Origin of the sequence: Streptomyces sp. NPDC058289, from assembly GCF_042880975.1 — a bacterium.
Classification (GTDB): Bacteria; Actinomycetota; Actinomycetes; order Streptomycetales; family Streptomycetaceae; genus Streptomyces; species Streptomyces stoeckheimensis.
Genome location: NZ_JBHVYI010000101.1, coordinates 1 through 20,387, shown reverse-complemented (window position 1 = coordinate 20,387; position 20,387 = coordinate 1). Strand labels below are relative to the sequence as shown.

At 71.2% G+C, this 20,387-nt stretch carries 17 protein-coding genes and 1 pseudogene; 6 read left to right on the top strand and 12 right to left on the bottom strand.

The window, feature by feature from the left end; all coding sequences use genetic code 11:
- Window positions 1–5 precede the first annotated feature (5 nt).
- The 8 genes from ACFVX6_RS34660 to ACFVX6_RS34625 all read right to left on the bottom strand — a co-directional run bounded on the left by ACFVX6_RS34660 (window position 6) and on the right by ACFVX6_RS34625 (window position 9,572).
- Entirely contained in the window at window positions 6–1,322 is a 1,317-nt protein-coding gene (locus ACFVX6_RS34660) for an MFS transporter (RefSeq protein ID WP_389698323.1), read from the bottom strand.
- Window positions 1,323–1,361: 39 nt separating this feature from the next.
- Window positions 1,362–2,093, bottom strand: a complete 732-nt coding sequence (locus ACFVX6_RS34655) for a hypothetical protein (protein WP_389698309.1) — start codon at window positions 2,091–2,093, stop codon at window positions 1,362–1,364.
- A 58-nt stretch (window positions 2,094–2,151) separates the two neighbouring features.
- Window positions 2,152–3,486, bottom strand: a complete 1,335-nt coding sequence (locus ACFVX6_RS34650; RefSeq protein ID WP_389698307.1) for a diaminobutyrate--2-oxoglutarate transaminase family protein — start codon at window positions 3,484–3,486, stop codon at window positions 2,152–2,154.
- A 4-nt stretch (window positions 3,487–3,490) separates the two neighbouring features.
- Entirely contained in the window at window positions 3,491–5,914 is a 2,424-nt protein-coding gene (gene hypF / locus ACFVX6_RS34645; protein ID WP_389698305.1) for a carbamoyltransferase HypF, read from the bottom strand.
- A gap of 22 nt (window positions 5,915–5,936) precedes the next feature.
- Window positions 5,937–6,962: a hydrogenase expression/formation protein HypE gene (hypE, locus tag ACFVX6_RS34640; protein WP_389698303.1), complete on the bottom strand. Its 1,026-nt coding sequence runs from the start codon at window positions 6,960–6,962 to the stop codon at window positions 5,937–5,939.
- Window positions 6,963–7,005: 43 nt separating this feature from the next.
- Entirely contained in the window at window positions 7,006–7,590 is a 585-nt protein-coding gene (locus tag ACFVX6_RS34635; RefSeq protein WP_389698301.1) for a cysteine hydrolase family protein, read from the bottom strand.
- A gap of 411 nt (window positions 7,591–8,001) precedes the next feature.
- Window positions 8,002–8,583 carry a GNAT family N-acetyltransferase gene (locus tag ACFVX6_RS34630; RefSeq protein ID WP_389698299.1) on the bottom strand — a complete coding sequence of 194 codons (582 nt, stop codon included), beginning with the start codon at window positions 8,581–8,583 and terminating at the stop codon, window positions 8,002–8,004.
- A gap of 185 nt (window positions 8,584–8,768) precedes the next feature.
- Window positions 8,769–9,572 carry a hypothetical protein gene (locus ACFVX6_RS34625; RefSeq protein WP_250739588.1) on the bottom strand — a complete coding sequence of 268 codons (804 nt, stop codon included), beginning with the start codon at window positions 9,570–9,572 and terminating at the stop codon, window positions 8,769–8,771.
- A 401-nt stretch (window positions 9,573–9,973) separates the two neighbouring features.
- On the opposite strand from ACFVX6_RS34625, the gene ACFVX6_RS34620 reads away from it, so the two are divergent.
- Entirely contained in the window at window positions 9,974–10,849 is an 876-nt protein-coding gene (locus ACFVX6_RS34620; RefSeq protein WP_389698297.1) for a LuxR C-terminal-related transcriptional regulator, read from the top strand.
- A 63-nt stretch (window positions 10,850–10,912) separates the two neighbouring features.
- On the opposite strand, the gene ACFVX6_RS34615 is transcribed toward ACFVX6_RS34620, so the two are convergent.
- Window positions 10,913–11,920, bottom strand: a complete 1,008-nt coding sequence (locus tag ACFVX6_RS34615; protein WP_389698295.1) for an EamA family transporter — start codon at window positions 11,918–11,920, stop codon at window positions 10,913–10,915.
- A gap of 105 nt (window positions 11,921–12,025) precedes the next feature.
- On the opposite strand from ACFVX6_RS34615, the gene ACFVX6_RS34610 reads away from it, so the two are divergent.
- Window positions 12,026–12,982 (top strand): LysR family transcriptional regulator, encoded by a 957-nt coding sequence (locus ACFVX6_RS34610; protein ID WP_389698293.1) that lies wholly within the window; start codon window positions 12,026–12,028, stop codon window positions 12,980–12,982.
- 10 nt (window positions 12,983–12,992) lie between these two features.
- Entirely contained in the window at window positions 12,993–14,855 is a 1,863-nt protein-coding gene (locus ACFVX6_RS34605) for a glycoside hydrolase family 3 protein (RefSeq protein WP_389698291.1), read from the top strand.
- Window positions 14,856–14,900: 45 nt separating this feature from the next.
- On the opposite strand, the gene ACFVX6_RS34600 is transcribed toward ACFVX6_RS34605, so the two are convergent.
- The 3 genes from ACFVX6_RS34600 to ACFVX6_RS34590 all read right to left on the bottom strand — a co-directional run bounded on the left by ACFVX6_RS34600 (window position 14,901) and on the right by ACFVX6_RS34590 (window position 18,544).
- On the bottom strand, window positions 14,901–16,370 hold the full coding sequence (locus tag ACFVX6_RS34600) for a S28 family serine protease (protein ID WP_389698289.1): 1,470 nt from the start codon (window positions 16,368–16,370) through the stop codon (window positions 14,901–14,903).
- Between the two features lie 84 nt (window positions 16,371–16,454).
- Window positions 16,455–16,799, bottom strand: coding sequence for a hypothetical protein (locus ACFVX6_RS34595; protein WP_389698287.1), 345 nt, complete (start codon window positions 16,797–16,799; stop codon window positions 16,455–16,457).
- Window positions 16,800–16,939: 140 nt separating this feature from the next.
- Window positions 16,940–18,544, bottom strand: a complete 1,605-nt coding sequence (locus ACFVX6_RS34590; RefSeq protein WP_389698285.1) for an aldehyde dehydrogenase family protein — start codon at window positions 18,542–18,544, stop codon at window positions 16,940–16,942.
- A 99-nt stretch (window positions 18,545–18,643) separates the two neighbouring features.
- Here ACFVX6_RS34590 and ACFVX6_RS34585 point away from each other — a divergent pair, with 99 nt between their 5' ends.
- The 3 genes and pseudogenes from ACFVX6_RS34585 to ACFVX6_RS34575 form a co-directional block, all read left to right on the top strand.
- Window positions 18,644–19,198 carry an EF-hand domain-containing protein gene (locus tag ACFVX6_RS34585; RefSeq protein ID WP_389698283.1) on the top strand — a complete coding sequence of 185 codons (555 nt, stop codon included), beginning with the start codon at window positions 18,644–18,646 and terminating at the stop codon, window positions 19,196–19,198.
- 137 nt (window positions 19,199–19,335) lie between these two features.
- On the top strand, window positions 19,336–19,740 hold the full coding sequence (locus ACFVX6_RS34580) for a hypothetical protein (protein WP_389698281.1): 405 nt from the start codon (window positions 19,336–19,338) through the stop codon (window positions 19,738–19,740).
- Between the two features lie 309 nt (window positions 19,741–20,049).
- Window positions 20,050–20,387: pseudogene (locus tag ACFVX6_RS34575) on the top strand (hypothetical protein); the annotation flags it as partial.

The window sequence follows — 20,387 nt, the reverse complement described above, 5'->3', positions numbered from 1 at the left end:
CCTTCTCAGGCATGAGGGGTTACGGACACGGGGTGTTCGCTCACACCCCATGAGGCGGCCAGCGCCGCCGCGGCGGTCAGTGCGGGCCACCACGGCAGCCAGGCGTTGTGGCCGGCCGACCTCAGGAGTTCCGCGAGCATCGGGAACGTGCCGCCGAAGAGGCTGATCGCGGCCGCGGTGGGCAGCCCGACGGCGACGGCGCGCACGGCGGGCGGGAACAGCTGCCCCGCGAAGACGTTGCTCACCGCGAGCGGGAGGCCCAGCAGGAAGAGCAGGACCACGGTGACGACGGGGACGGGGACCCGTCCGGAGGTCATGGCCAGCAGCAGCGGCACGCTGCCCAGGGCGAGCCCCGCGAAACCGAGGCGCAGCACGGGCAGGGCGCCGAACCGGTCTGCGGCCTTGCCGCCGCCGAGCATGGCCGCGAGCAGCGCCACCATGCCGAGGAGCAGTGCGGCGGAGGTCTCCTCCTTGGTGGCGGCCCCGGCGCTCTCGGCGTACGAGGGGAAGTCGACGGTGACGAAGTAGAAGGCGGTGGTGGCCCCGGAGGTGATGGCGAACACCACGGCGAGCCGCCCGAGATGGGCCCGCAGCACCGGCCAGGGGCTCGGCGTCTTCACGGCCGGCGCCTTCACCACCGGCGCCGCCTCCGCCTCCGCCGCTTCCCCCGCTCCCGCGGGCGGGGCCGCTCCCTGCGCGGCCTTGCCCGCGGCGGCCGTGAAGACCGCGCTCTCCGCCGCGCCGCGCCGGATCCACAGGGCGGTCAGCCCGAGCAGTCCGCCGAAGACGAAGCCGAAGCGCCAAGCGCCGTCCTCGACTCCGCTCTCCCCGAACACCCCGAGCAGGACGTTCATGACGATGAAGGAGAGCGCGCTGCCCAGCACCACGCCCCCGTAGGAGACGGCGCTGTAGAAGTAGCGGCGGCCGGCCGGCGCGGTCTCGGTGACGTACGCGGCCACGCTCGGGTTCTCCGCCCCGACCGACAGCCCCTGCACCAGCCGGGCCCCGACCACCAGGAGCGGAGCCGCCAGGCCGATGGAGGCGTAGCCGGGTACGACGGCCAGGAACAGGGAGCCGGCGGCGATCAGGCCGACGGTGAGGGTCAGTCCGTAGCGCCGGCCGCGGGTGTCGGTGAGGCGGCCGATGAGCACGCTGCCCAGCGGCCGGACCAGGAAGCCGAGGGCGAAGCCGAGGTAGGCGGCGATGAGTTTGGCGGTGGGCGAGGTGCCGGGGAACAGTGCCTCGGCGAAGTAGGGGGCGAGGATGCCGTAGATGGTCCAGTCGTAGGCCTCGACGACCGACCCGACGGTGGCGGCGGCCAGTTCCCTGCGGGGGCACCGGCCTCCGGGAGGCCTGCTTGGTCAATGCTGGTCATCTGTGACTCCGTAGACCCTGATCAATGAGGTGTCCTGCCCGGGGAAGGGCACGGCGTGCAGTCGGACCCCGGTCGCCGGGAGGGCTTCCAGGCCGGTCAGGCCCGTGAGGGCGGGCAGACCGGCGGCGGCGAGCGCCGCCGCCACCGGCCCGTTGCCCTCGCGGCTGTCCGTGGCGACGAGGAGTGCGCCCTGCCCGGCGAGCAGGTCCACGGCGTCCTCGGTGAGGTACGGGCCGGCCGCGCGGCCGGTCTGCACGACCACGGCGTGCCCCGCGAGGTCGAAGGGCGCCAGTGCCAGCCGGTCGGCGACGGGCTGCCCGGCTCCGAGGAGCCGGACCATGACCACGGGAAGGTCCACCAGGCCGGCCAGGCCCGGTGCGGCGCCGCCCGGGCCCGCCGGCCAGGCGGCCCGGGTCGCGGGGCCGGTCAGGTCCGTCGTGGTGCGGCCCGAACCGGCGGAGCCGGGGTTCCGGGAGTCGGTGTTCCGGGAGCCCTTGTGGGGCTCCTGGAGCAGCTCCCGGCGGGTGATCTTCGTACTGCCGACCATCAGCAGTCCGAGGTGGCGGACGATCAGTTCGCCCAGTTCCCCGTCGGCGATGTCGTCACCGGGGATGTCCAGGCGGAACCCCTGCATCTGCAGGGCGCCTCCGTTGCTGAAGACGACCTCCGCGTCGAAGTCGACCCGCCACTCACCGCTGTTGTTCGTTCCCGTGGCCATGTTTTCGTCCTCTTCCTCGTGGATCCGTGCTCTGCCGTGCCGAACCGGCTTCTCCGGCTCAGGCGCAGTCGATCAGAGCCTTCTCCAGGGCCGCCGCCATCTCGTGGATCTCCTCGTCGGTGATCACCAGTGGCGGAAGCAGCCGGAGCACGGCGCCGTGCCGGCCGCCGCTCTCCAGCAGCAGCCCGTGGTCCAGGCAGGCGCGCTTGATGCGCTTGGCCCGGGCTCCGTCGGCGGGCAGCGACCCGAGGTGGTCGGCCGGGCCCGCGGGGTCCACGATCTCGATCCCCCACATCAGTCCCCGGCCGCGGACCTGGCCGATCTCGGGGTGGCCGGCGGCCAGTCGACCGAGCAGGGCGGCGATCACCTTGCCCTTGGCGGCGGCCTTCTCGATCAGTCCCTCGGACTCCGTGACCCGCATGGCGGCGAGCCCCGCGACCAGGGCGATCTGGTTGCCGCGGAAGGTGCCTGCGTGGGCTCCGGGCGTCCAGGCGTCGTACTTGCCGTGGTAGAGCAGCAGCGACAGCGGGAAGCCGCCGCCGGCGGCCTTGGACACGAGGACGGCGTCCGGCTCGATCCCGGACTCCTCGAAGGCCCACATGGTGCCGGTGCGTCCGAAGCCGGCCTGGATCTCGTCCAGGACCAGCGGGATGTCCAGCCGGGCGGTGATCTCCCGCAGCCCGCGCAGCCAGGCGGCCGGCGCCGGGATCACCCCGCCCTCGCCCTGGACCGCTTCGACGAAGACCGCGGCCGGTTTGGTGATGCCGCTCTCCGGGTCGGTGAGCAGCCGCTCGATGTAGGTCAGGCCGGCCCGGATGCCCGCCTCGCCGCCGATACCGAAGGGGCAGCGGTAGTCGTAGGGATAGGGGAGGTGGTGGACGTCCGGCATGAGGGAGGGCACGGACTCCTTGGCGCCCAGGTTGCCGGTGAGGGCGAGGGCGCCCGCCGTCATCCCGTGGTAGGCCCCGTGGAAGGAGATCACCGTCCGGCGGCCGGTGGCGATCTTGAACAGTTTGATGGCGGCTTCGGTGGCGTCGGTGCCCGCCGGTCCGCAGAACTGCGTCTTGAAGGTGTCCGCCATGGTGCCCGGCAGCCTGGCGTACAGCGCCCGGAGGTACTCGTACTTGGCCGGGGTGGTCAGGTCCAGTGCCTGCTGGACCTGACCGGAGGTGAGGTACTCCCCCACCTCGGCCAGGACGCCGGGGTGGTTGTGCCCCAGGGCGAGGGTGCCCGCCGCGGCCAGGCAGTCCAGGTACTCGCGGCCGTGCCCGTCGCGGATGCGTGCGCCGTGGCCTTCGGCGAGGAGCTTGCCGAAGGCGTTGGCGTAGGTCCGGGCGCCCGATTCGCGCGCCTCGACGAAGGTGTACATCTCGTCCGGCGTGAGGGTGGTCACGTCGTCACTTCCTCGGGTGTGAGCGGGCGTCGGCGACCATGACCTGGCCGAGGGCGATCCCTCCGTCATTGGTCGGAACGAGCCGGTGGACATAGGTGTCGAAACCGTCGGCGGTCAGCCCGGTCAGACAGTTGAGGAGCAGGAACTCGTTGAGGAACACGCCTCCGGAGAGGGCGACCTGGTTGACGCCGGTCTCCTCCCGCAGGGCCTTGCAGCGCTCGCGGACCATGTCGACGACGGCCGTGTGGAACCGGCGGCTGATCCGGTCCACGGGCAGTCCGGCGGCGATGTCCCCGGCCATGGCCCGGATCACGGGCCGCGGGTCCACCTCGGTCAGTCCGTCCGCCTCGTAGGACCCGAAGCGGTACGAGGCCTGCGGCTCGCGGGTGGCGTCGCGGTCGAGCAGACCCTCCAGCTCGATCGGGCCCTGGGCCTCGTACTCGGCCTTGCCGCAGACCCCGGCGAGGGCGGCGGCCCCGTCGAAGAGGCGGCCCATGCTGGAGGTGGGCGGGGAGTTGATCCCGCGGGCCGCCATCGTCGCGAAGACCTGGCGGCGCTGCGCGTCGAGGGCGGCGAGGGCGGGGAAGCCCGCCAGGGCCCGGTCCCCGTCCCCGTCGAAGGCGTCCAGGGCCAGTGCGTACCCGGTGCGGATGGGTTCGCGTACGGCCTGGTCGCCGCCGATCAGCGGCAGCCGGCGCATCCGGCCGACCCGGCGGTAGGCGGCGAAGTCCCCGAGGAGGAACTCCCCGCCCCACACCGTGCCGTCCTCTCCGTAGCCGAAGCCGTCGAAGATCACGCCGAGGGTGGTGCCGCTCACGTGGTTCTCCGCCATGCAGGAGGCCATGTGGGCGTGGTGGTGCTGGACTTCCACGGTGGGGAGCGCCGGGCCCGTGCCGTCGTCGTCCAGGGCGGCCCGGGTGGAGCGGAACTGCGGGTGCATGTCGTGCGCCGTGACTTCCGGCTTGAGCGCGTACAGCTGCGCCAGGTGCCGGGCGGTGCGGTGGTGCGCGGCGAAGGTCTCGTCGTTCTTGAGGTCGCCGATGTGCTGGCTGAGGAAGACCTGGGAGCCGTTGGTGAGGGCGACGGTCGTCTTCAGTTCGGCGCCGAGGGCGACCACGGGGGCCACCTCGCGGCCGACGTCCACCGGGTAGGGGGCGTAGCCGCGGGCCCGCCGGATGAACTGGAGCAGCGGCTCGTCGAGTTCGGGGTGGTCGGAGAGGCGGACCACCGAGTCGTCGACGCGGATCTCGATGTCGCGGTCGTGGTAGAGGATCACGTCCGCGATCTCGAAGAGCTGCTCCAGGGCCTCCTCGTTACGGTAGGCGATGGGGTAGCCGGAGATGTTGCCGCTGGTGGCGACGAGCGCTTCGAGGCCGGGCTCGTCCAGCAGCAGGTGGTGGTGGGGTGCCGAGGGCAGCATGATCCCCAGGTTGGGGTTGCGCGGGGCCACGGACTCCGGGAGGGAGCCCGCGCGCTTGCGGGCCAGCAGGATGGGCCGGGCCGGCGAGCGCAGGACGTCGATCTCCGCCTCGGAGAGCTCCACCAGGCTCTGTGCCGTAGCGAGATCGCGGACCATCACCGCGAACGGCTTGGAGTCGCGGCGCTTGCGGCTGCGCAGCAGGGCCACGGCCTCCGCGTTCGTCGCGTCCACCACGAGGTGGAAGCCGCCGACGCTCTTCATGGCCGCGATCCCGCCGTCGGCCAGCACCCGGGCGGCCCGCAGGAGGGCCTCGTCCCCTTCGGCCGTGCCCCCCTCGCGGTCCTGGAGCAGCAGCCGGGGGCCGCAGTCCGGGCACGCGTTGGGCTGCGCGTGGTAGCGCCGGTCCATCGGGTCCTCGTACTCGTTCTTGCAGTCCGGGCACATGGTGAAGGTGGCCATGGTGGTCATCGGACGGTCGTACGGCAGGTCCTGGATGATGGAGTACCGGGGCCCGCAGTTGGTGCAGTTGATGAAGGGGTAGCGGTGCCGGCGGTCCTTCGGGTCGCGAAGTTCCGCCTGGCAGTCGCCGCATACGTGGGTGTCCGCCGGGAGCAGCGCGGACCGGGCTCCGGTGTGCTCGCTGTGCACGATGGTGAACGGGCCCGCGGGCACGGTGCCGCGGTCCAGTCCCCGGGTCGGCCGGACCTCGTCCACCCGGGCGAGTTCGGGGGCGCGGCCGCTGAGGCCCGCCGCGAACTCCTCCAGGGCGGCGATCGGTCCGGACGCCTCCACCAGCACGCCTTCGGGGTCGTTGCGAACCCAGCCGGAGAGGCCGAGTTCACGGGCCAGCTTGTAGACGAACGGCCGGTAGCCGACGCCCTGGACCACGCCGGTGACGCGGATGCGCCACTCGTCAAAGGTGCTGTAGGTGCTGTAGGTGCTGTCGGCGCCCTCGGTGCCGACAGCCCCGTCGGGCCGTTCCGTGACGGTCTGCTCGGTGCTGCTCATGGCGGTTTCCTCGGTCCCTTTCTCAGCAGAGCCGGGGGAGTTCGGCGCCGAGGAGTTCCTCCAGCTGGGTTTCGCGGCCGTCCTTGTCGCGCAGCAGCACCAGGCCCTCGGTGTCCTCGGAGATCTCGCCGATGGTGACCGCGTGCTTGCCGTAGGGCAGCGAGCGCAGGGCGGCCAGTACGTCGGCCTCCGCCTCCGGGGCCACGAAGACCGCGAGGCAGCCCTCGTTGGCGCAGTGCAGCGGGTTGATGCCGAGCATGTCGGCGGCCATCGCGGTCTCGTGCTGGATGGGCAGGTCGTCCTGGGCGACGCGGATGGTGCGGCCGAGCTTGTGGGCGTACTCGTGGAGCACGGCGGTGAGGCCGCCGCGGGTGACGTCGCGCATCGAGCGGACGGCGCCGGCTTCGACGGTCGACAGGACCGTGTCGACCAGGCCGTTGAGGGGCGCGCAGTCGCTGTCCACGCGCTGTTCGAAGCCGAGGCCCTCGCGGATGGAGAGCAGGTGCACCGTGTGGTTGCCGATGGGCCCGCTGAGGATCACCTTGTCGCCGGGGCGCACGTCGGTCATGGTGAGCGGCTCGCGCTCGAAGACCCCGACGCCCGCGGTGTTCAGGTAGATCTGGTCGGCCTCGCCCTTGCGGACCACCTTGGTGTCCCCGCCGACGATCTGTACGCCGGCCTCGCGGGCGGTGTCGCGGATCGACTCGAGGACCTGGACCAGCTTGGGGATGGGGAGCCCGGTCTCCAGGATCATGCCGAGGGTGAGGTACTTGGGCCGGGCGCCGGCCACGGCCAGGTCGTTGACGGTGCCGCAGACCGCGATCTTCCCGATGTCCCCGTTGCCGAAGAACGGCGGGTCGATCACGAAGGAGTCGGTGGTCATCGCGATGCGGTCGCCCTCGATCTTGAGGACCGCACTGTCCTCCATGATGCCGACGTACACGTCGCCGAGGGTCGCCGCGATCAGCTGGACCAGGTCCTGGCTCAGCTTCGCGCCGGTGCCGTGGTCGAGGACGATGAATTCGGTGGGATCCACGCTCGTGGTCATGCCGGTTCCTTTCTGGAAAGGGGAGTTGTGGGGAGGGGCGTGGTCACGGGGTCTTGATGTTCTTGCGGGGCAGGCCGCCCTCGGCGTCGAGGACCTTGATGACCTCGGCGGAGTCGGTCACCGTGGCGCAGTAGCCCTCCAGCCAGTCCAGGGCGCGCTGCTTGTCGTCCAGGCGGGCCGAGACGACGCAGTCGGAGGGGACCCAGATGTTGTAGCCGCGGAAGAACGCGTCGGCGGCGGTGGTCTGGACGCATATCTGCGTCTGCATGCCGGTGATCAGCACGGTGTCCACGCCGAGGGCCTGGAGGCGGTCGTGCAGGTCGGTCTCGTAGAAGCCCGAGTCCTTGCTCTTCTCCATGACCACGTCCTCGGGCGCCAGGAAGGCCTCGATGATGTCGGCGCCGTGGGTGCCGCGCTGGACCGGGAGGTAGCCGTCGTAGCGCTCGGCGTTCGGGTCGTCCGGGTCGTTGACGAGCTGCAGGTGGAAGATGTGGTGGCCGCGGCTGCGCATCTCGTCGAGGAAGCCGGTGAAGTGGGGGGTCGCGGCCTCGACGGCGGCGACGCGCTCCGGGTTCTTCTCGACCAGTTCGTACTGGAGGTCGTTGGTCAGGACGGCGATCTTGGACATGGCTGTGCCCTTCGGTGGAGTGGTGTGGTCCCGGAGCCCGTCCGGCGCACGTCGAAGTGCGCCCCGGCGGGCGGTGGGTGAGGTGAGAGCCGTGGGTGGAGCGAGGGGATTCGCACCGGCCGGTCGGCCGCGAAGGGCCGTACCGCACGGGCGGGTCGGCCCGGGTCGGTGTACGGCGTGCTCGGTGCGGGGGCCTGCGCGGCCCCTGCGGGCGGCGCGGCGGTAGGGAGGGGCAGCGGGTGCGGGTGCGCGGGAGGGGGTCGGGCGCGGTGCGCGTCAGGCGTGGTGTGCGTCAGGCGTGGCGCGCCTCGGGCGCGGTGTGCGCACGGCTCGGTGCGCGTACGGCTCGGTGCGCGTACGGCCTGACGGTGCTTGCGGCCCGGCGGTGCGTACCGGCCGGCGGTGCGGGGGTCAGCTCGCGACTGCGACGCGGTCGGACTCGAGCTCGTGCAGCCAGGTGCCGGTGGCCTCGAAGTGGCCCGTGATGTCGGCGAGCCGGGCGTGCATGTAGAAGCCGGTGACGGGGCGGCCGTCGGCGCGGGCGTAGTCGGGCAGCCGGCCGTACTCGCGGAAGCCCAGGCGCTGCCAGAGCCCGGCGGGGCCGTCGTCGCGGACTTCGAGCGTGATGACGTCGCAACCCATCTCGCCGACCTTGCGCAGGGCCTCGGCCCAGCCTTCGAGCAGGAACTGCCCGCGGTAGTCGGGGGCCACGACGCAGCGGCGCATCTCGACGATGTGGCGGCGGGCGGGCAGCGGGGCCCGGGCGAGCGTCACCATGCCGACGATGCGGCCTTCGTCGGTGCGGACGTGGAGGAGGTCGACGGCGCCCTTGCGCAGGTCGGCCTCGAAGGCCCGCATCAGGGGCAGGCCCTTCTCCAGTCCCACGGGTTCGTAGAAGCCGAGGGTCCTCTCCTTGACCGCGACGGCGTCCATCAGCTCGATCATTTCGCGCATGTCCTGTTCGGACAGTTCGCGAGGCCATGAATAGTGCATCGTCTTCCTTGGTGAGTAGACGGTGGAGCAGCCGGACCCCGGACATCGCGGCGCTGCCCCCGTGGGGGCTGCGCGGCACATCTGGAACGCAATGCCCGGGATCGCCGGACTGCGGGAGTGTCGGCCCTTCTGCCCTTCGGAGCGTCGGCCCTTCAGAGCGTCGCCGGCAGGTGTGGGCCGGTCGGTCAGACCGAAGCGGTGGCCTTCGTCTGCAGGTTGGTCTGTACGGCGGCGGCCGGTGCGGCCTGGGTCAGCAGCGAGGCGTCCGCGCCGGCACCGAGCACGGTGGCCGCGTAGACCTCGACGAAGTAGGACACGAACAGCGAGTTGATCTTGATGAGGTGCTCGACGAAGCGCTCCTCGTCGGCCTCGTCCTTGATGATGCGCATGATCAGGTTCCAGACCATGTCGACGTGGTCGTCGTCGTCGTCGAGGGCCAGGTGGGCGCGGGCGCCCTTGGTCTTGTCGGCGCCGACGTGCTGCTCCATGATGTCCAGCCAGTCGGGCTGGGTCTTGCCCGCGATGTACTCCAGGTAGAACCCGCTGATCATCGCGGCCAGCGGACCCTCCGTGGCCATCGTGTAGTAGAAGTAGCCGTTGAGCAGCTCGGTGGCGAAGGTCGGACGGATCGCGTAGATCTCCTCGTCCGTCATGCCGACCTTGTGCAGGTCGCCGGCGAACATGCGGTCGTGGCGGCCCTCCTCCGCGCCGTACAGGCCCCACTCCTTGCAGAGCTGCGGGTCCCGGGTGGCCCAGTAGTTGGCGATGAGCGGGTCGACGGCACGCTTGAGGCCGATCCGGATCATCGTCTCGACGTTGTGCCGCTTGTACAGCTCGAGGTCGAACTTCTCCTTGTCGAGCATCCCGTCGGCGCCCGCGCTGCGCTCGTAGAAGTCCCGCTCGAACTTCAGCAGGAGCTCGTCGACGCGCTTGCGGAACTCAGGGCGCTGCAGGTTGGAGTACGTGTTGTACGACTTACTACGAGGCATCTCATCCCCAGCCGAGATCGTTGACTACCTGACCCGGACCAGTGGCGGCGGCGATGTTCGCCGCACCACTCGTCGAAGGGGCGAGGAAGACGGTCACCGCGAAAGTTGCCGCAATGGCGATGAGGAAACTCGCTATACGTGGCATGCTTGCCTGCCCCTCAAGATGTCTTGCGGTCCGGATCAGCTTCGGCTTCATCCTGTCCGTTCGACGACATCCGGAGCCATCCCTTTCTGGGATCATGTTGCCGCTGGCGAAAACATGACAGGGGGATGAATTGAACCCAATCAGACAAGTCCACCCTTTTCCCATACCCCGGCTCACCCCTGCCGGAGACCGTCTCTACCGGTTCTGTACACAGACACCGGGTACAACACGCGAAACAGCTGCTACGGCCTTGGACATGGACGCCTCGGAGGTCGAGGAAGCCGCGACCGCCCTGGACGAACTGGGGCTGCTCAGCAAGTGCCCCGTAACGGGCATCTACACCTCGTACCCCGTGGACCACGCGCGCATCAAGGTCCTCAACCCGGCGCAGCACAGCCTGAACGAGACGCAGACCTTCCTCGATCAACTACGCGGAGATTTAGATGAGTTGACCCTCACGACGGCGCACTTGCAGGACGACACCACACTGGAGTTGGTCCCGGGCGTGGGGGACGTCCGCAAGCTCATCGCCGGCCTCGCGGACGGCGCGCGCACCGAGGTACTGGCCTCCCAGCCCGGCGGAGCCCGGGACGAGGAGGTGCTCCTGGAGAGCCTGGAACGCACCGAACGACTGCTGGAACGCGGCGTGCGGATGCGGACGTTGTACCAGCACACGGCCCGGTTCAGCCCGGCCACCGCGTCCTTCGTCGGACGGGTCACGCCGCTCGGCGCGGAGGTGTGCACGCTCGCCCACGGATTTCCGCGCTGCATCATCTTCGACAAGGAAGTGGCGATCCTTCCGCTCTCGGACGGATCCCACGGAGCGGCGATATCGAGAAACAGCCACCTTGTCTCGTTTCTTGTGGAGGCTTTCGAGCGGGCCTGGAGCGCGGCCGAGAAATTCACCTCGGAAGACGACCGGCCGGCCCGCGCGGCCATTACCTCCGACATTCAGCAGACCATCGTCTCCCTGCTCATTCAGGGTGAATCGGACAACCGAATAGCGCATGTCGTCGGGATATCGCTGCGCAATTGCCAGCGCCACATCGCCAACATCATGAAGAGCATCGGCGCCCGCAACCGGCTGCACGCCGGATATCTGCTGGGCAAGGAGCCTTTCAACGGCGTCTGACCTGCCGGCGGCCCGCGCCGCGAGGACGCGGACCGGGCCGCCGGGGGCCGGAGCGGGCGGCGGCTAGCGGCCGCCCGCCGCCGGAAGCGGAACCGCCGCGGCGGGGTCGGGCGCGGGGGCGGGCGCAGGGTCGGGCGCGGGGTCGAGGTCGGTCGGCGCCGCAGGCCCGGCCGCCATCGCGGGCGCCGGGTCCGCCGTCCGTACCGCGGGCCGGGGCTTCGAGGGGACCAGCGAGGTCACCGCCACCCCGCCGACCAGCAGGACGGCCGCCACCCAGCGCAGCCCGCTCACTTCCTCCCCCAGCACCAGCGCCGCCGAGCTCATCCCGAAGACCGGCACCAGCAGCGAGAAGGGGGCCACCGAGGAAGCGGGATAGGTGCGCAGCAGGAACCCCCACGCCCCGAAGCCGAACACCGTGGTGATCCAGGCGAGGTACACGATGACCCCGACCCCGCTCCAGTCGAGCCCGCGCAGCGCCGCCAAGTCCCGCTCGGGGCCCTCGATCAGCAGCGACAGCCCCGCCAGCGGCAGCACCGGCACCACGCTCACCCACACCATGAAGTTCAGGGCGTCGGGCGGGGACGCCTTGCGGGTCAGCACGTTGGACACGCCCCAGCACGCGGCGGCTGCGATCACCATCGTGAAGCCCAGCACCGGCCCGGAGGCCCCCTCGTCCACGGCGGCCACCGCGATCCCCGCGAAGGCCACGGTCATGCCCGCGATCCGCAGCCGGCCCGGCCGCTCCTTGAGCACGACGGCCGCGAACACGGCCGTGAACACCGCCTGCGCCTGGAGGACCAGCGAGGACAGCCCGGCCGGCATCCCGTTGGCCATCCCGGAGAACAGCAGCCCGAACTTCGCGATGCCGAGGACCACGCCGACCGCGATGATCCACTTCCAGGCCACCTTGGGACGCCCGACGAAGAACACCGCCGGCAGGGCCGCCACCAGGAAGCGCAGCGCGGACAGCAGCAGCGGGGGGAACGATCCGAGCCCGAACTCGATGACGACGAAGTTGAAACCCCAGACCGCGGCTACGAGGACCGCGAGGGCGGTGTGAATGGGTCGCATGCTCCGAGCATCGACTCCTCAACCATTTAGCACCAGCGCAGATGTCTTCAGGGTCGGATGTAGCAATGCTTCATCCAGCGATCCGCCGGGCCTAAGCTGACCCGCATGCTCGACCTCTCCCGGCTGCGCGCCCTGCACGCCGTCTCCGTCCACGGCTCGGTCGGCGCGGCCGCGGCCGCCCTCGGGTACACCCCCTCCGCCGTCTCCCAGCAGATCGCCAAGCTCGAACGGGAGACCCGCACCACCCTGCTCGAACGCCACGGCCGCGGTGTCGCCCTCACCGAAGAGGCCAAGCTGCTGGCCGCGACGGCCCAGCAGCTGATGGACATCTCGGAACGGGCCGAGACCGCACTGGAGGAGTCCCGCGGCCAGCCCGTCGGCCGGCTGCGGGTCGCCGCCTTCGCCTCGGCCGCCCGCGGCCTGCTCCCCGGAGTCCTCGCCGACCTGGCCCACCGTCACCCGGCCCTGGAAGTACGGCTCACGGAGATCAACCCGCACCTGTCGATGGACTTGGTCTCGCGCGGGGTCACCGACCTGGCGGTGACCCACGACTGGGACATCGCCCCGCTGCCCGCCCCCGAGGGCGTGGAGCAGGCCGTGATCGGGGACGACCGCTGCGACCTGGTGGTGCCCGCCGGACACCCCTTCACCTCCCGCTCCGTCATCCACCGCTCGGACCTGGGCGGGCAGCGCTGGGTGTGCCAGCCGCCCGGCCGGGTCTGCCACGACTGGCTGGTACGGACCCTGCGCACGGCCGGGTTCGAGCCCGACATCACGCACGTCGCCGAGGAGAACCACACCATCGTCTCGCTGGTCGCCGCCGGGCTCGGGGTGGCCGTCGTACCGCGGCTGGGCACCGGGACGCTGCCGCCCGGCGCGGTGGCCGTACCGCTGGAGCCGGGCCCCGTACGCCGGTTGTACGCCCTGTGGCGGACCGGGGCGGCCCGCCGGCCGGCGATCACCGAGGCCGTGCGGACCCTGCGCGAGCACTGGCCCCAAGTCGCACCCCGTACGGGGGACTCCGCGAGTGTCCCCCGCGCCGAAGGGCCCGCCCCGCAGTAGCGTCCGGCGCGTGCCGAACCACGCCTCCCGCCGGACCCTGCTCACCGTGGCCGCCGTGGCCGCCGTCACCGCGGCGGGGGCCGCCTCCGCCGCGGTGGGCCCCGCCCGGAACCCCGGTGGCCCGTCCCCCGACGACCCCCGGCCGGGCGACCGCGCGCCGGGGCGCTCCCCCGCCCCCCGGGTCCTGCCGCGCGAGACGATGGAGCGGATGAGCCTGGCCGAACTGGTCGGGCAGCTCTTCGTCTCGCGGGCGTACGGGCATGCGGCAACCGAGCCCGACTCCGAGGACGCCGCGCTCAACCAGCAGGCGTTCGGGGTGCGCACCCCCGCCGAGCTGGTCGCCCGCTACCACCTCGGCGGGATCGTCTACTTCGGCTGGGCGCACAACACCCGCTCCCCGCGCCAGATCGCCGAACTGTCGGCCGGGCTCCAGCGGGCGGCCGCCGACTCCGGTGCGGGCATCCCGCTGCTGCTCTCCATCGACCAGGAACACGGCGCCGTCGCCCGCGTGGGCCGGCCCGCGACCCTGCTCCCGGGGGCCATGGCGCTGGGAGCCCTGGCCCTGGGGACCGGCGGTTCCACCGCCGAGGCCCGCCGGGCCGCACGCATCGCGGGCGCCGAGCTGGCGGCCATGGGCATCCGGCACAACTACGCCCCGGTGGCCGACGTGAACGTCGATCCCGCCAACCCGGTCATCGGCGTACGGTCCTTCGGCGCCGACCCGCAGGCGGTGGCGGCCCTGGTCGCCGCCCAGGTCCGCGGCTACCAGGGCGCCGGGGTTGCCGCCACGGCGAAGCACTTCCCGGGGCACGGGGACACCGGCACCGACAGCCACGTCGGGCTGCCGCTGATGACCCACACGCGCGCGCGGTGGGAGGAACTGGACGAGCCGCCGTTCCGGGCGGCCGTGGAGGCGGGCGTCGACGTGGTGATGACGGCGCACATCGTCTTCCCCGCGCTCGACCCCTCGGGGGATCCGGCGACCCTCTCGCGGCCGATCGTCACCGGCATCCTGCGCGAACGGCTGGGATTCCGCGGGGTGGTGGTGACCGATGCCCTCGACATGGCCGGGGTCCGCCAGAAGTACGGGGACGACCGGGTCCCGGTGCTGGCCCTGAAGGCGGGCTGCGACCAGCTGCTGAACCCGCCGGACCTGGGGCTGGCCGTCCGCAGCGTGCTGGCGGCCGTGGAGTCCGGCGAGCTGACGCGGGCCCGGATCGAGGAGTCGGTGCTGCGGATCCTGGAACTGAAGGCCCGCCGGGGTCTGTTCGACGCGGCGGCACGGGCCGTGGAACCGGCGCGGGCGATGGACGCGGTGGATGCGGCCGTCGGCATCCCGGCGCACCTTGCGGCCGCCGGGGAGATCGCGGACCGTACGACGACCCTGCTGGCCAATCCGGTGGGGCTGCTGCCGCTGGATCCGGCGGACCGGCCGCTGCTCCTGGTCACCGGGACCGACCCGGCCTCCCCCACGGGTACGACGGGACCCCCTACCGCGGTACTGGCCCGGGAGCTGTCCGCGCTGGGCTGCCGGGCGACGGCCCTGCCGCCCGCCCGCGCGGTGGCGGCCGCCCCCGGCAACGCGGCCGTGCTCGTGTGCACGTACAACGTCCCCGAGGGCGAGAGCCCGCAGCGCGAGCTGGTCACCAAGCTGCTGGCCACCGGGGTGCCGGTGGTCCTGGTGGCGATCCGCAACCCCTACGACCCGGCCCGGCTGCCGGCCTGCGCGGCCGAACTGGCCACCTACACCTGGACGGACGTGGAGCTGCGGGCGGCGGCCCGGGTGGTCACCGGGACCGTACGGCCCGTCGGGCGCCTGCCCGTCCCGGTGCCGGGCCGCTACCCGCTGGGCCACGGGCTGGCGTACGGGTAGTCCCCGTACCCCTCCCGCGGCCCCTGCCCGGGTCCTCCTACGGAGCTACGGGCGCAGCATCGGCTCGCGCTCGATGTCGTGCTGGTCGAGCTGCGCGTCCGGCTTCGCCAGCGGCGCGGCCTTCGCGGCGCCGGTGGGCGCGGCGGCCGGGGCCACTCCGGCCCACTGGAGGATCTTCTCGGTGGCCAGCGCCTTCTCGGCTTCCATGAGCTTGGAGACGTTGGCTCCGTGGTTGGCGCCCGGAGCGGTCATCACGTAGCTGTCGCGGGCCCCGTAGCCGAGGTGGAACGGTTCGGCACCCCACGGGTCGTTCTGCCCGTAGACGAAGAGCATCTGGTTCGCGTTGTTCTTCACCCAGGTGTCCACGTCCCGCATCGCCGCCGGCTGGAAGGTCATCGGGATGTCGCGGGGCACGAAGTTGCGCGGCGGCTGGTAGCCGTAGCGGCTCAGGTCGCCCAGGTGGGGCTGCTTGATGTCGGGGGAACCGAGCTGGGTGCCCGCCTGGTAGTAGTACGGGGTGTACGTCTCCAGGCCCTGGTCGGCGTAGGCCGAGAAGCCGGAGATCGCGTCGATCGTGTCCCAGATCTCCTGGTCGGTCGCGGTGGCCGCGGCCGGGATGGAGGCGCAGTCGGCGAGCAGGCTGTACTGCCAGAAGGCCCACACGTAGTCGAGCACGACGGCCTCGTAGGCCTTGTCGAGGTTGCCGACGGTGGTGAAGGTCCAGCCGTTCTCGGCGGCGGCGGCCGCGTACTTGACCTCCAGCGGCTCGCGGCGCACGAGCGCCTCGCGCTGCACCGCGTTCAGCTTGTCGCGGCACTCCTTGGTGCCGACCTTGGCGAAGAACCGGTCGTAGGCCGAGTCCTCCTTGTTCACCACGTCGTTGGGGGCGACGTACGCGACGACGCCGTCCATGTCGCGCGGGTAGAAGCGCTCGAAGTAGGTGGCCGTCATGCCGCCCTTGCTGCCGCCCGTGGCGAGCCAGTTCTTCTTGTAGACCTTCTTCAGGGCGGTGAAGACGCGGTGCTGGTCACTGGCGGCCTGCCAGATGTCGAGGTTCGCCCAGTTGGCCGGATCGGGGCGGGACGGGGTGAAGAATCGGTACTCCAGCGACACCTGGTTGCCGTCGACTATGGTCGTCGGCTCGCTGCGGCGCGGGTTGGTGTTGACGTTGTAGCCGGAGGTGAAGAACACCGTGGGCCGCGTGACGTCCTTGTGCAGCAGGGTCAGACGCTGCTTGAAGGTGCCCTTCCACGGCGCGCGGTGATCCACCGGCTGCTCGTAGTTCAGTACGAAGAAGCGGTAACCGGGGTACGGCTTCTCCTCGATCAGGCTCATCCCGGGGATCGCGAGGATCCGGTCCTTGATGTCTTCCGTGGCGACCTTGGCATCCGTGGCGGTGGCATCCGTGACGGCGGACGGTTCCGCGGCGGTGGCCGCTTGCGCCGTGGTGCCGGCCGCACCCACGGTGCCGATCAGCACCGCGAGCGACAGCAGCCATCCGAGCTTCTTGCGCATTCACACTCCCCATGAGTTCACATCGGTCGCCGTGAACCTAGCCGGGGGAACACGCGGCTGAACAGACCTAGTTGGGCCGCTCCATCAGCAAAGTATCCAGCCGGAATCGACGGATCCGGCCCCCACGCTCCCCTTTACGTACACGCAGCGATTGATCGCATGGACGGTGACGGGGCCGGCGTACCGGGTGAATTGCCCCGCATCGCGCACCGGGTAGCCGCCGCGCGGCTGGATGCTCACCGACATCGCCCGCCGCTGTCCGGGCTCCCGGGCGACCGCCACCGCGCAGGCCCGGTCGCGGGTCTTGTAGACGCGCACCTCTCCCGTGGAGAACGGCAGCGTCCGCACCAGGTTCCCCGCGCACCCGCCGGTCGCCGCCTGCGCGGGCTGCGCCGTCAGCAGTCCTGCCGCGGCCAGCCACAGCGTCATGGTGGTCACCGCCGCGCCGGCGGCCCATCGCCTCCGCGGGTTCCGCGCCTTCAACACCCTGTCCCCCATCGGTCGTACGTACAACGTGCGCACGTTCGTACGACGCCGAGCCGCCTCGAAAGGTTGCTCGGAACAAGAATTCAGCCCGCCGGGCTCGCCCCGCAGGCCGCCGCGTGGTCGAAGACCGACTCCCGCGGCCGGACCAGGGTGGCGACGGCGATCGACTGGAGGTGGGTGGTGCGCACGGCGGGCAGGTTGGCCTCGCCGAAGATCCCGCCCGTGGCTCCCGTGCCGCCGTTGTACGGGATCGAGGGCAGGCAGCCGATGTGCGAGTCGTTGACCTTCAGCATGCCTCCGTTGACCACCTCCTCGCAGAACCGCTCGACGACCTGCTCGTCCTGGGTCCACAGGGAGTTGCGCAGACCGTAGCGGTTGGCGTTGAGGAAGCCGATGGCCTCCTCCAGCCGGACGGGCGCCTCGGGCACGACCACGCACAGCAGCGGGAAGAAGGTCTCCTCGCGGAAGGCGCGCAGCCGGGCGGCCCCGGCCAGCCCCTCCACCCGCACGACCGCCGGCCGGATGAAGGGTCCCGCCGCCGAGGGCTCGTCGTCGACGTCGACGAACTCACCGCCGCACAGCAGCTCCCCGCCGGCGGCCAGCACCTCGCCGACGAACGCGGTGAACTCCGCCCGCTTGACCACCGGGCTCAGTACCGTGCGCGGATCCTCCGGCGGCCCGGGCCTGATCTCCCCCACCTGCTCGATCAGCTCCTTCAGCAGCCGGTCGGCCACCTCCGGATGGACGATGGCGAACTTCGGGGTCATGCAGATCTGCCCGGAGCCGTAGTACCGCTCGCACAGGGCCCGCGCGGCGAGATCGACCTCGGCGTCGTGCCACACCAGCACCCCGTCGTTGCCCGACAGTTCGAGTACGGGCTTCTTCCCCGCGACCACGCACTCCCGCTCCAGCTTGAGGCCCTGCTCGGAGCCGCCGAAGAAGACGAGGTCGTCGCAGTCGGGGCTGTCCAGCCACTGGCGCACCACGGCGCGGGCGTGCGTGCAGACCACGTTCAGGGAGCCGGGCGGGGCACCGAGCCGCTCCAGGAGCGGGGCCACGATCTCCCGGTAGACGAAGCTGACGCCCAGCGGTGCGGTGGGCGGCGCGTTGACGACCAGGCTGTTGCCCGCGGCGAGCGCCAGCGCCCCGTAGAAGGAGTTGGAGGTCGGGGCGTTGCGCGGCGGGCTCAGGCACACCACCCCGTCCGGCTTGCGCACCATGCGGGTCCGCCGGCCGGCCGAGGTGCGCTCGGGCTCCCGCAGCCGTGCGGCGAAGTCGGCGACGGAGTCCGGGTGGAAGGAGGCGGTCACGGAGTCCAGCTCCCAGGCGGCCAGCCGTACGGGGTGGCCTTCGGCGACCAGCAGCCCGGTCAGCTCCTCGCGCCGCTCGACGACGGCCCGGTGGATGCCGTGCAGCAGCTCCATCCGGTCCGCGAGCGGGATCGCCGCCCATCCCGGCTGGGCGGCGCGAGCGGCGGTCAGGGCGCGCAGACCCTGCTCGGGGGCGGACATGGCGACGCGGCCGGCCAGCAGCCGGTCGTCGTACGGCAGGTCCTCGCCGCGCTCCAGCCGGGCCTTGAGCCCGAGCACCTCGAAGGGCTCGCGCAGGAGTTGACCCACCCGTGGCCAGTAGACCCATCGGGTGCCGGGCTCTTCGACGCCGTTGACCCATACCTCGTAAGAGTGCATCCACAACTTCCTAGCGGGATAACGGGAGTTCGTGATCACGCAGGAGATTACGCTAGGTGAACGAGGGACCCCGCACCGTAGCCGTGAAAGGCACTTGAAATGACGAACGACCTGCTCGACCGCAAGCTGGACCGCGCCTTCGCCCACCTCGATGTCAACGAGGACCAGGTGATCGACGAGCACGACATCATCGGGCTCGGTTCCCGCCTGCTGTCGGCCCTGGGCGAGCCGGCCACTTCCCCCAAGGCGACCCAGGTGATGGGCGGGCTGGTCGACTTCTGGCAGGAGCTCTTCACCGAGCTGGACATGGACCGGGACGGGAAGGTCACGCCGGAGGAGTACAAGCAGGGCATGACGCGCCTCTTCCGGGACGACCGCGCGGCCTACGACAAGTCGTTCCGGCCGATGGCGCACGCGATGCTCCTGGTCGTCGACAAGGACGACGACGGGCGGATCAGCCCCGAGGAGTTCCAGAAGGCCCAGACGGCCTTCGACACGAAGCTGAACCGCGAGGACACGGACGCGCTCTTCGCCCGGATCGACGCGGACCACGACGGGTTCCTCTCCGTGGACGAGCTCCTCGGCGCGGTGCGGGAGTACTACACCGGCACCGAGGAGGACGCCCCGGGCAACCTGCTCTTCGGCGAGCTCTAACCCTGGGAGGGGCCTGGCGGGCCTAGCCGGGGAGCCGGATTCCGTCAAGCCGCGAGATTTCGGGTCGTGACTCCGCGCGGGGGGCGGGGCGTACTGGGACGAACCCCGTCCGCCTCGCTCACCACAGGAGAGCAGTCATGAACCACGTCTCCCGGAAGCCGCGCCTCGTCCTGTTCGCCGCATCGGCCGCCATCGTCGCGGGCGGCGTGCTCGCACCTGCGACCGCGCTCGCCGCCACCCCCGCGAGTTCGCACGCGGTCAGGGCGGACGACACCGGCAACGAGTCCACCCTCTTGCTCCGCACCGGCCCCGACGACACCCTGATCGGCAAGGACCGGCCCGCCGAGGACGGCTCGGGCAAGTGGGGCAACGGAAAGCACGGCAAGCGCCCTGGCAAGCACGGATCTCCCGAGAGCCCCGTCTTCCAGGCTCCCGACCGTCCGGAGTGGCAGTGCATCACCGCCCCCTGCGGGCCTCCCGAAGGGTTCCCCGACGGCGGGGCGGAGGGAGACGCGACGATTCCCCGCCACGTGAAGACGTGAAGATCGACCGCGATCCATACCGCCCGAGAGGGACACCACACCGGAGCCCCGGGTCCGACACCACGGACCCGGGGCTCCGGTGCGTGTACGAGGAGACGCGAACGGCGCTTTTACAAGAAGGGGCCCCCTGCGTCAAGCCCCGAATGTGAGTGGCGTGACGCGCATCCCGCCATCGGGTTTATTTGAAGTACGCCCTCACCGGGAAGCACCGGAAGAAGTAGAGGGCAGGGAATCACCCCGGATCCTTTATCCGGAAGATTCTCTCATCCCCTCCCTTTTCTTCCTTTCCTTTCCGAATGGAGAACGACCATGTTCAAGATCCTGTCGACCCGCCGCATCGTCCTCGCTTCCGCTTCCGTCGCCCTGCTGGGTGGTGGCATAGCCCTCCCCGCCACCGCAATGGCCTCCCCTTCCGTCACCCCGCAGCACGCGGTGTCCTTCGTTCAGGACGACAGCGCCGACGGCATCGGTACCGGCGGTGACGCCAATGCGGAGAACACCACCGTCGGCGGTGAGTCCCGCGGCGGCGACGCCAACACCGGCGTCGGCAAGTGCAAGGGCAAGTGCACGATCACCACCGGCAACGCCACGGGCGGCGACTCCAGCGCCGACGCCATCAACACCGGCGACGCCACCGCGGTGGGCGG

Coding starts and splice junctions, on each gene's coding strand:
- hypF (WP_389698305.1), bottom strand. CDS start 5,914: ATGAGCAGCACCGAGCAGACCGTCACGGAACGGCCCGACGGGGCTGTC.
- hypE (WP_389698303.1), bottom strand. CDS start 6,962: ATGACCACGAGCGTGGATCCCACCGAATTCATCGTCCTCGACCACGGC.
- ACFVX6_RS34630 (WP_389698299.1), bottom strand. CDS start 8,583: ATGCACTATTCATGGCCTCGCGAACTGTCCGAACAGGACATGCGCGAA.
- ACFVX6_RS34635 (WP_389698301.1), bottom strand. CDS start 7,590: ATGTCCAAGATCGCCGTCCTGACCAACGACCTCCAGTACGAACTGGTC.
- ACFVX6_RS34655 (WP_389698309.1), bottom strand. CDS start 2,093: ATGGCCACGGGAACGAACAACAGCGGTGAGTGGCGGGTCGACTTCGAC.
- ACFVX6_RS34610 (WP_389698293.1), top strand. CDS start 12,026: ATGCTCGACCTCTCCCGGCTGCGCGCCCTGCACGCCGTCTCCGTCCAC.
- ACFVX6_RS34580 (WP_389698281.1), top strand. CDS start 19,336: ATGAACCACGTCTCCCGGAAGCCGCGCCTCGTCCTGTTCGCCGCATCG.
- ACFVX6_RS34585 (WP_389698283.1), top strand. CDS start 18,644: ATGACGAACGACCTGCTCGACCGCAAGCTGGACCGCGCCTTCGCCCAC.
- ACFVX6_RS34600 (WP_389698289.1), bottom strand. CDS start 16,370: ATGCGCAAGAAGCTCGGATGGCTGCTGTCGCTCGCGGTGCTGATCGGC.
- ACFVX6_RS34625 (WP_250739588.1), bottom strand. CDS start 9,572: ATGCCTCGTAGTAAGTCGTACAACACGTACTCCAACCTGCAGCGCCCT.
- ACFVX6_RS34595 (WP_389698287.1), bottom strand. CDS start 16,799: ATGACGCTGTGGCTGGCCGCGGCAGGACTGCTGACGGCGCAGCCCGCG.
- ACFVX6_RS34620 (WP_389698297.1), top strand. CDS start 9,974: ATGGACGCCTCGGAGGTCGAGGAAGCCGCGACCGCCCTGGACGAACTG.
- ACFVX6_RS34590 (WP_389698285.1), bottom strand. CDS start 18,544: ATGCACTCTTACGAGGTATGGGTCAACGGCGTCGAAGAGCCCGGCACC.
- ACFVX6_RS34615 (WP_389698295.1), bottom strand. CDS start 11,920: ATGCGACCCATTCACACCGCCCTCGCGGTCCTCGTAGCCGCGGTCTGG.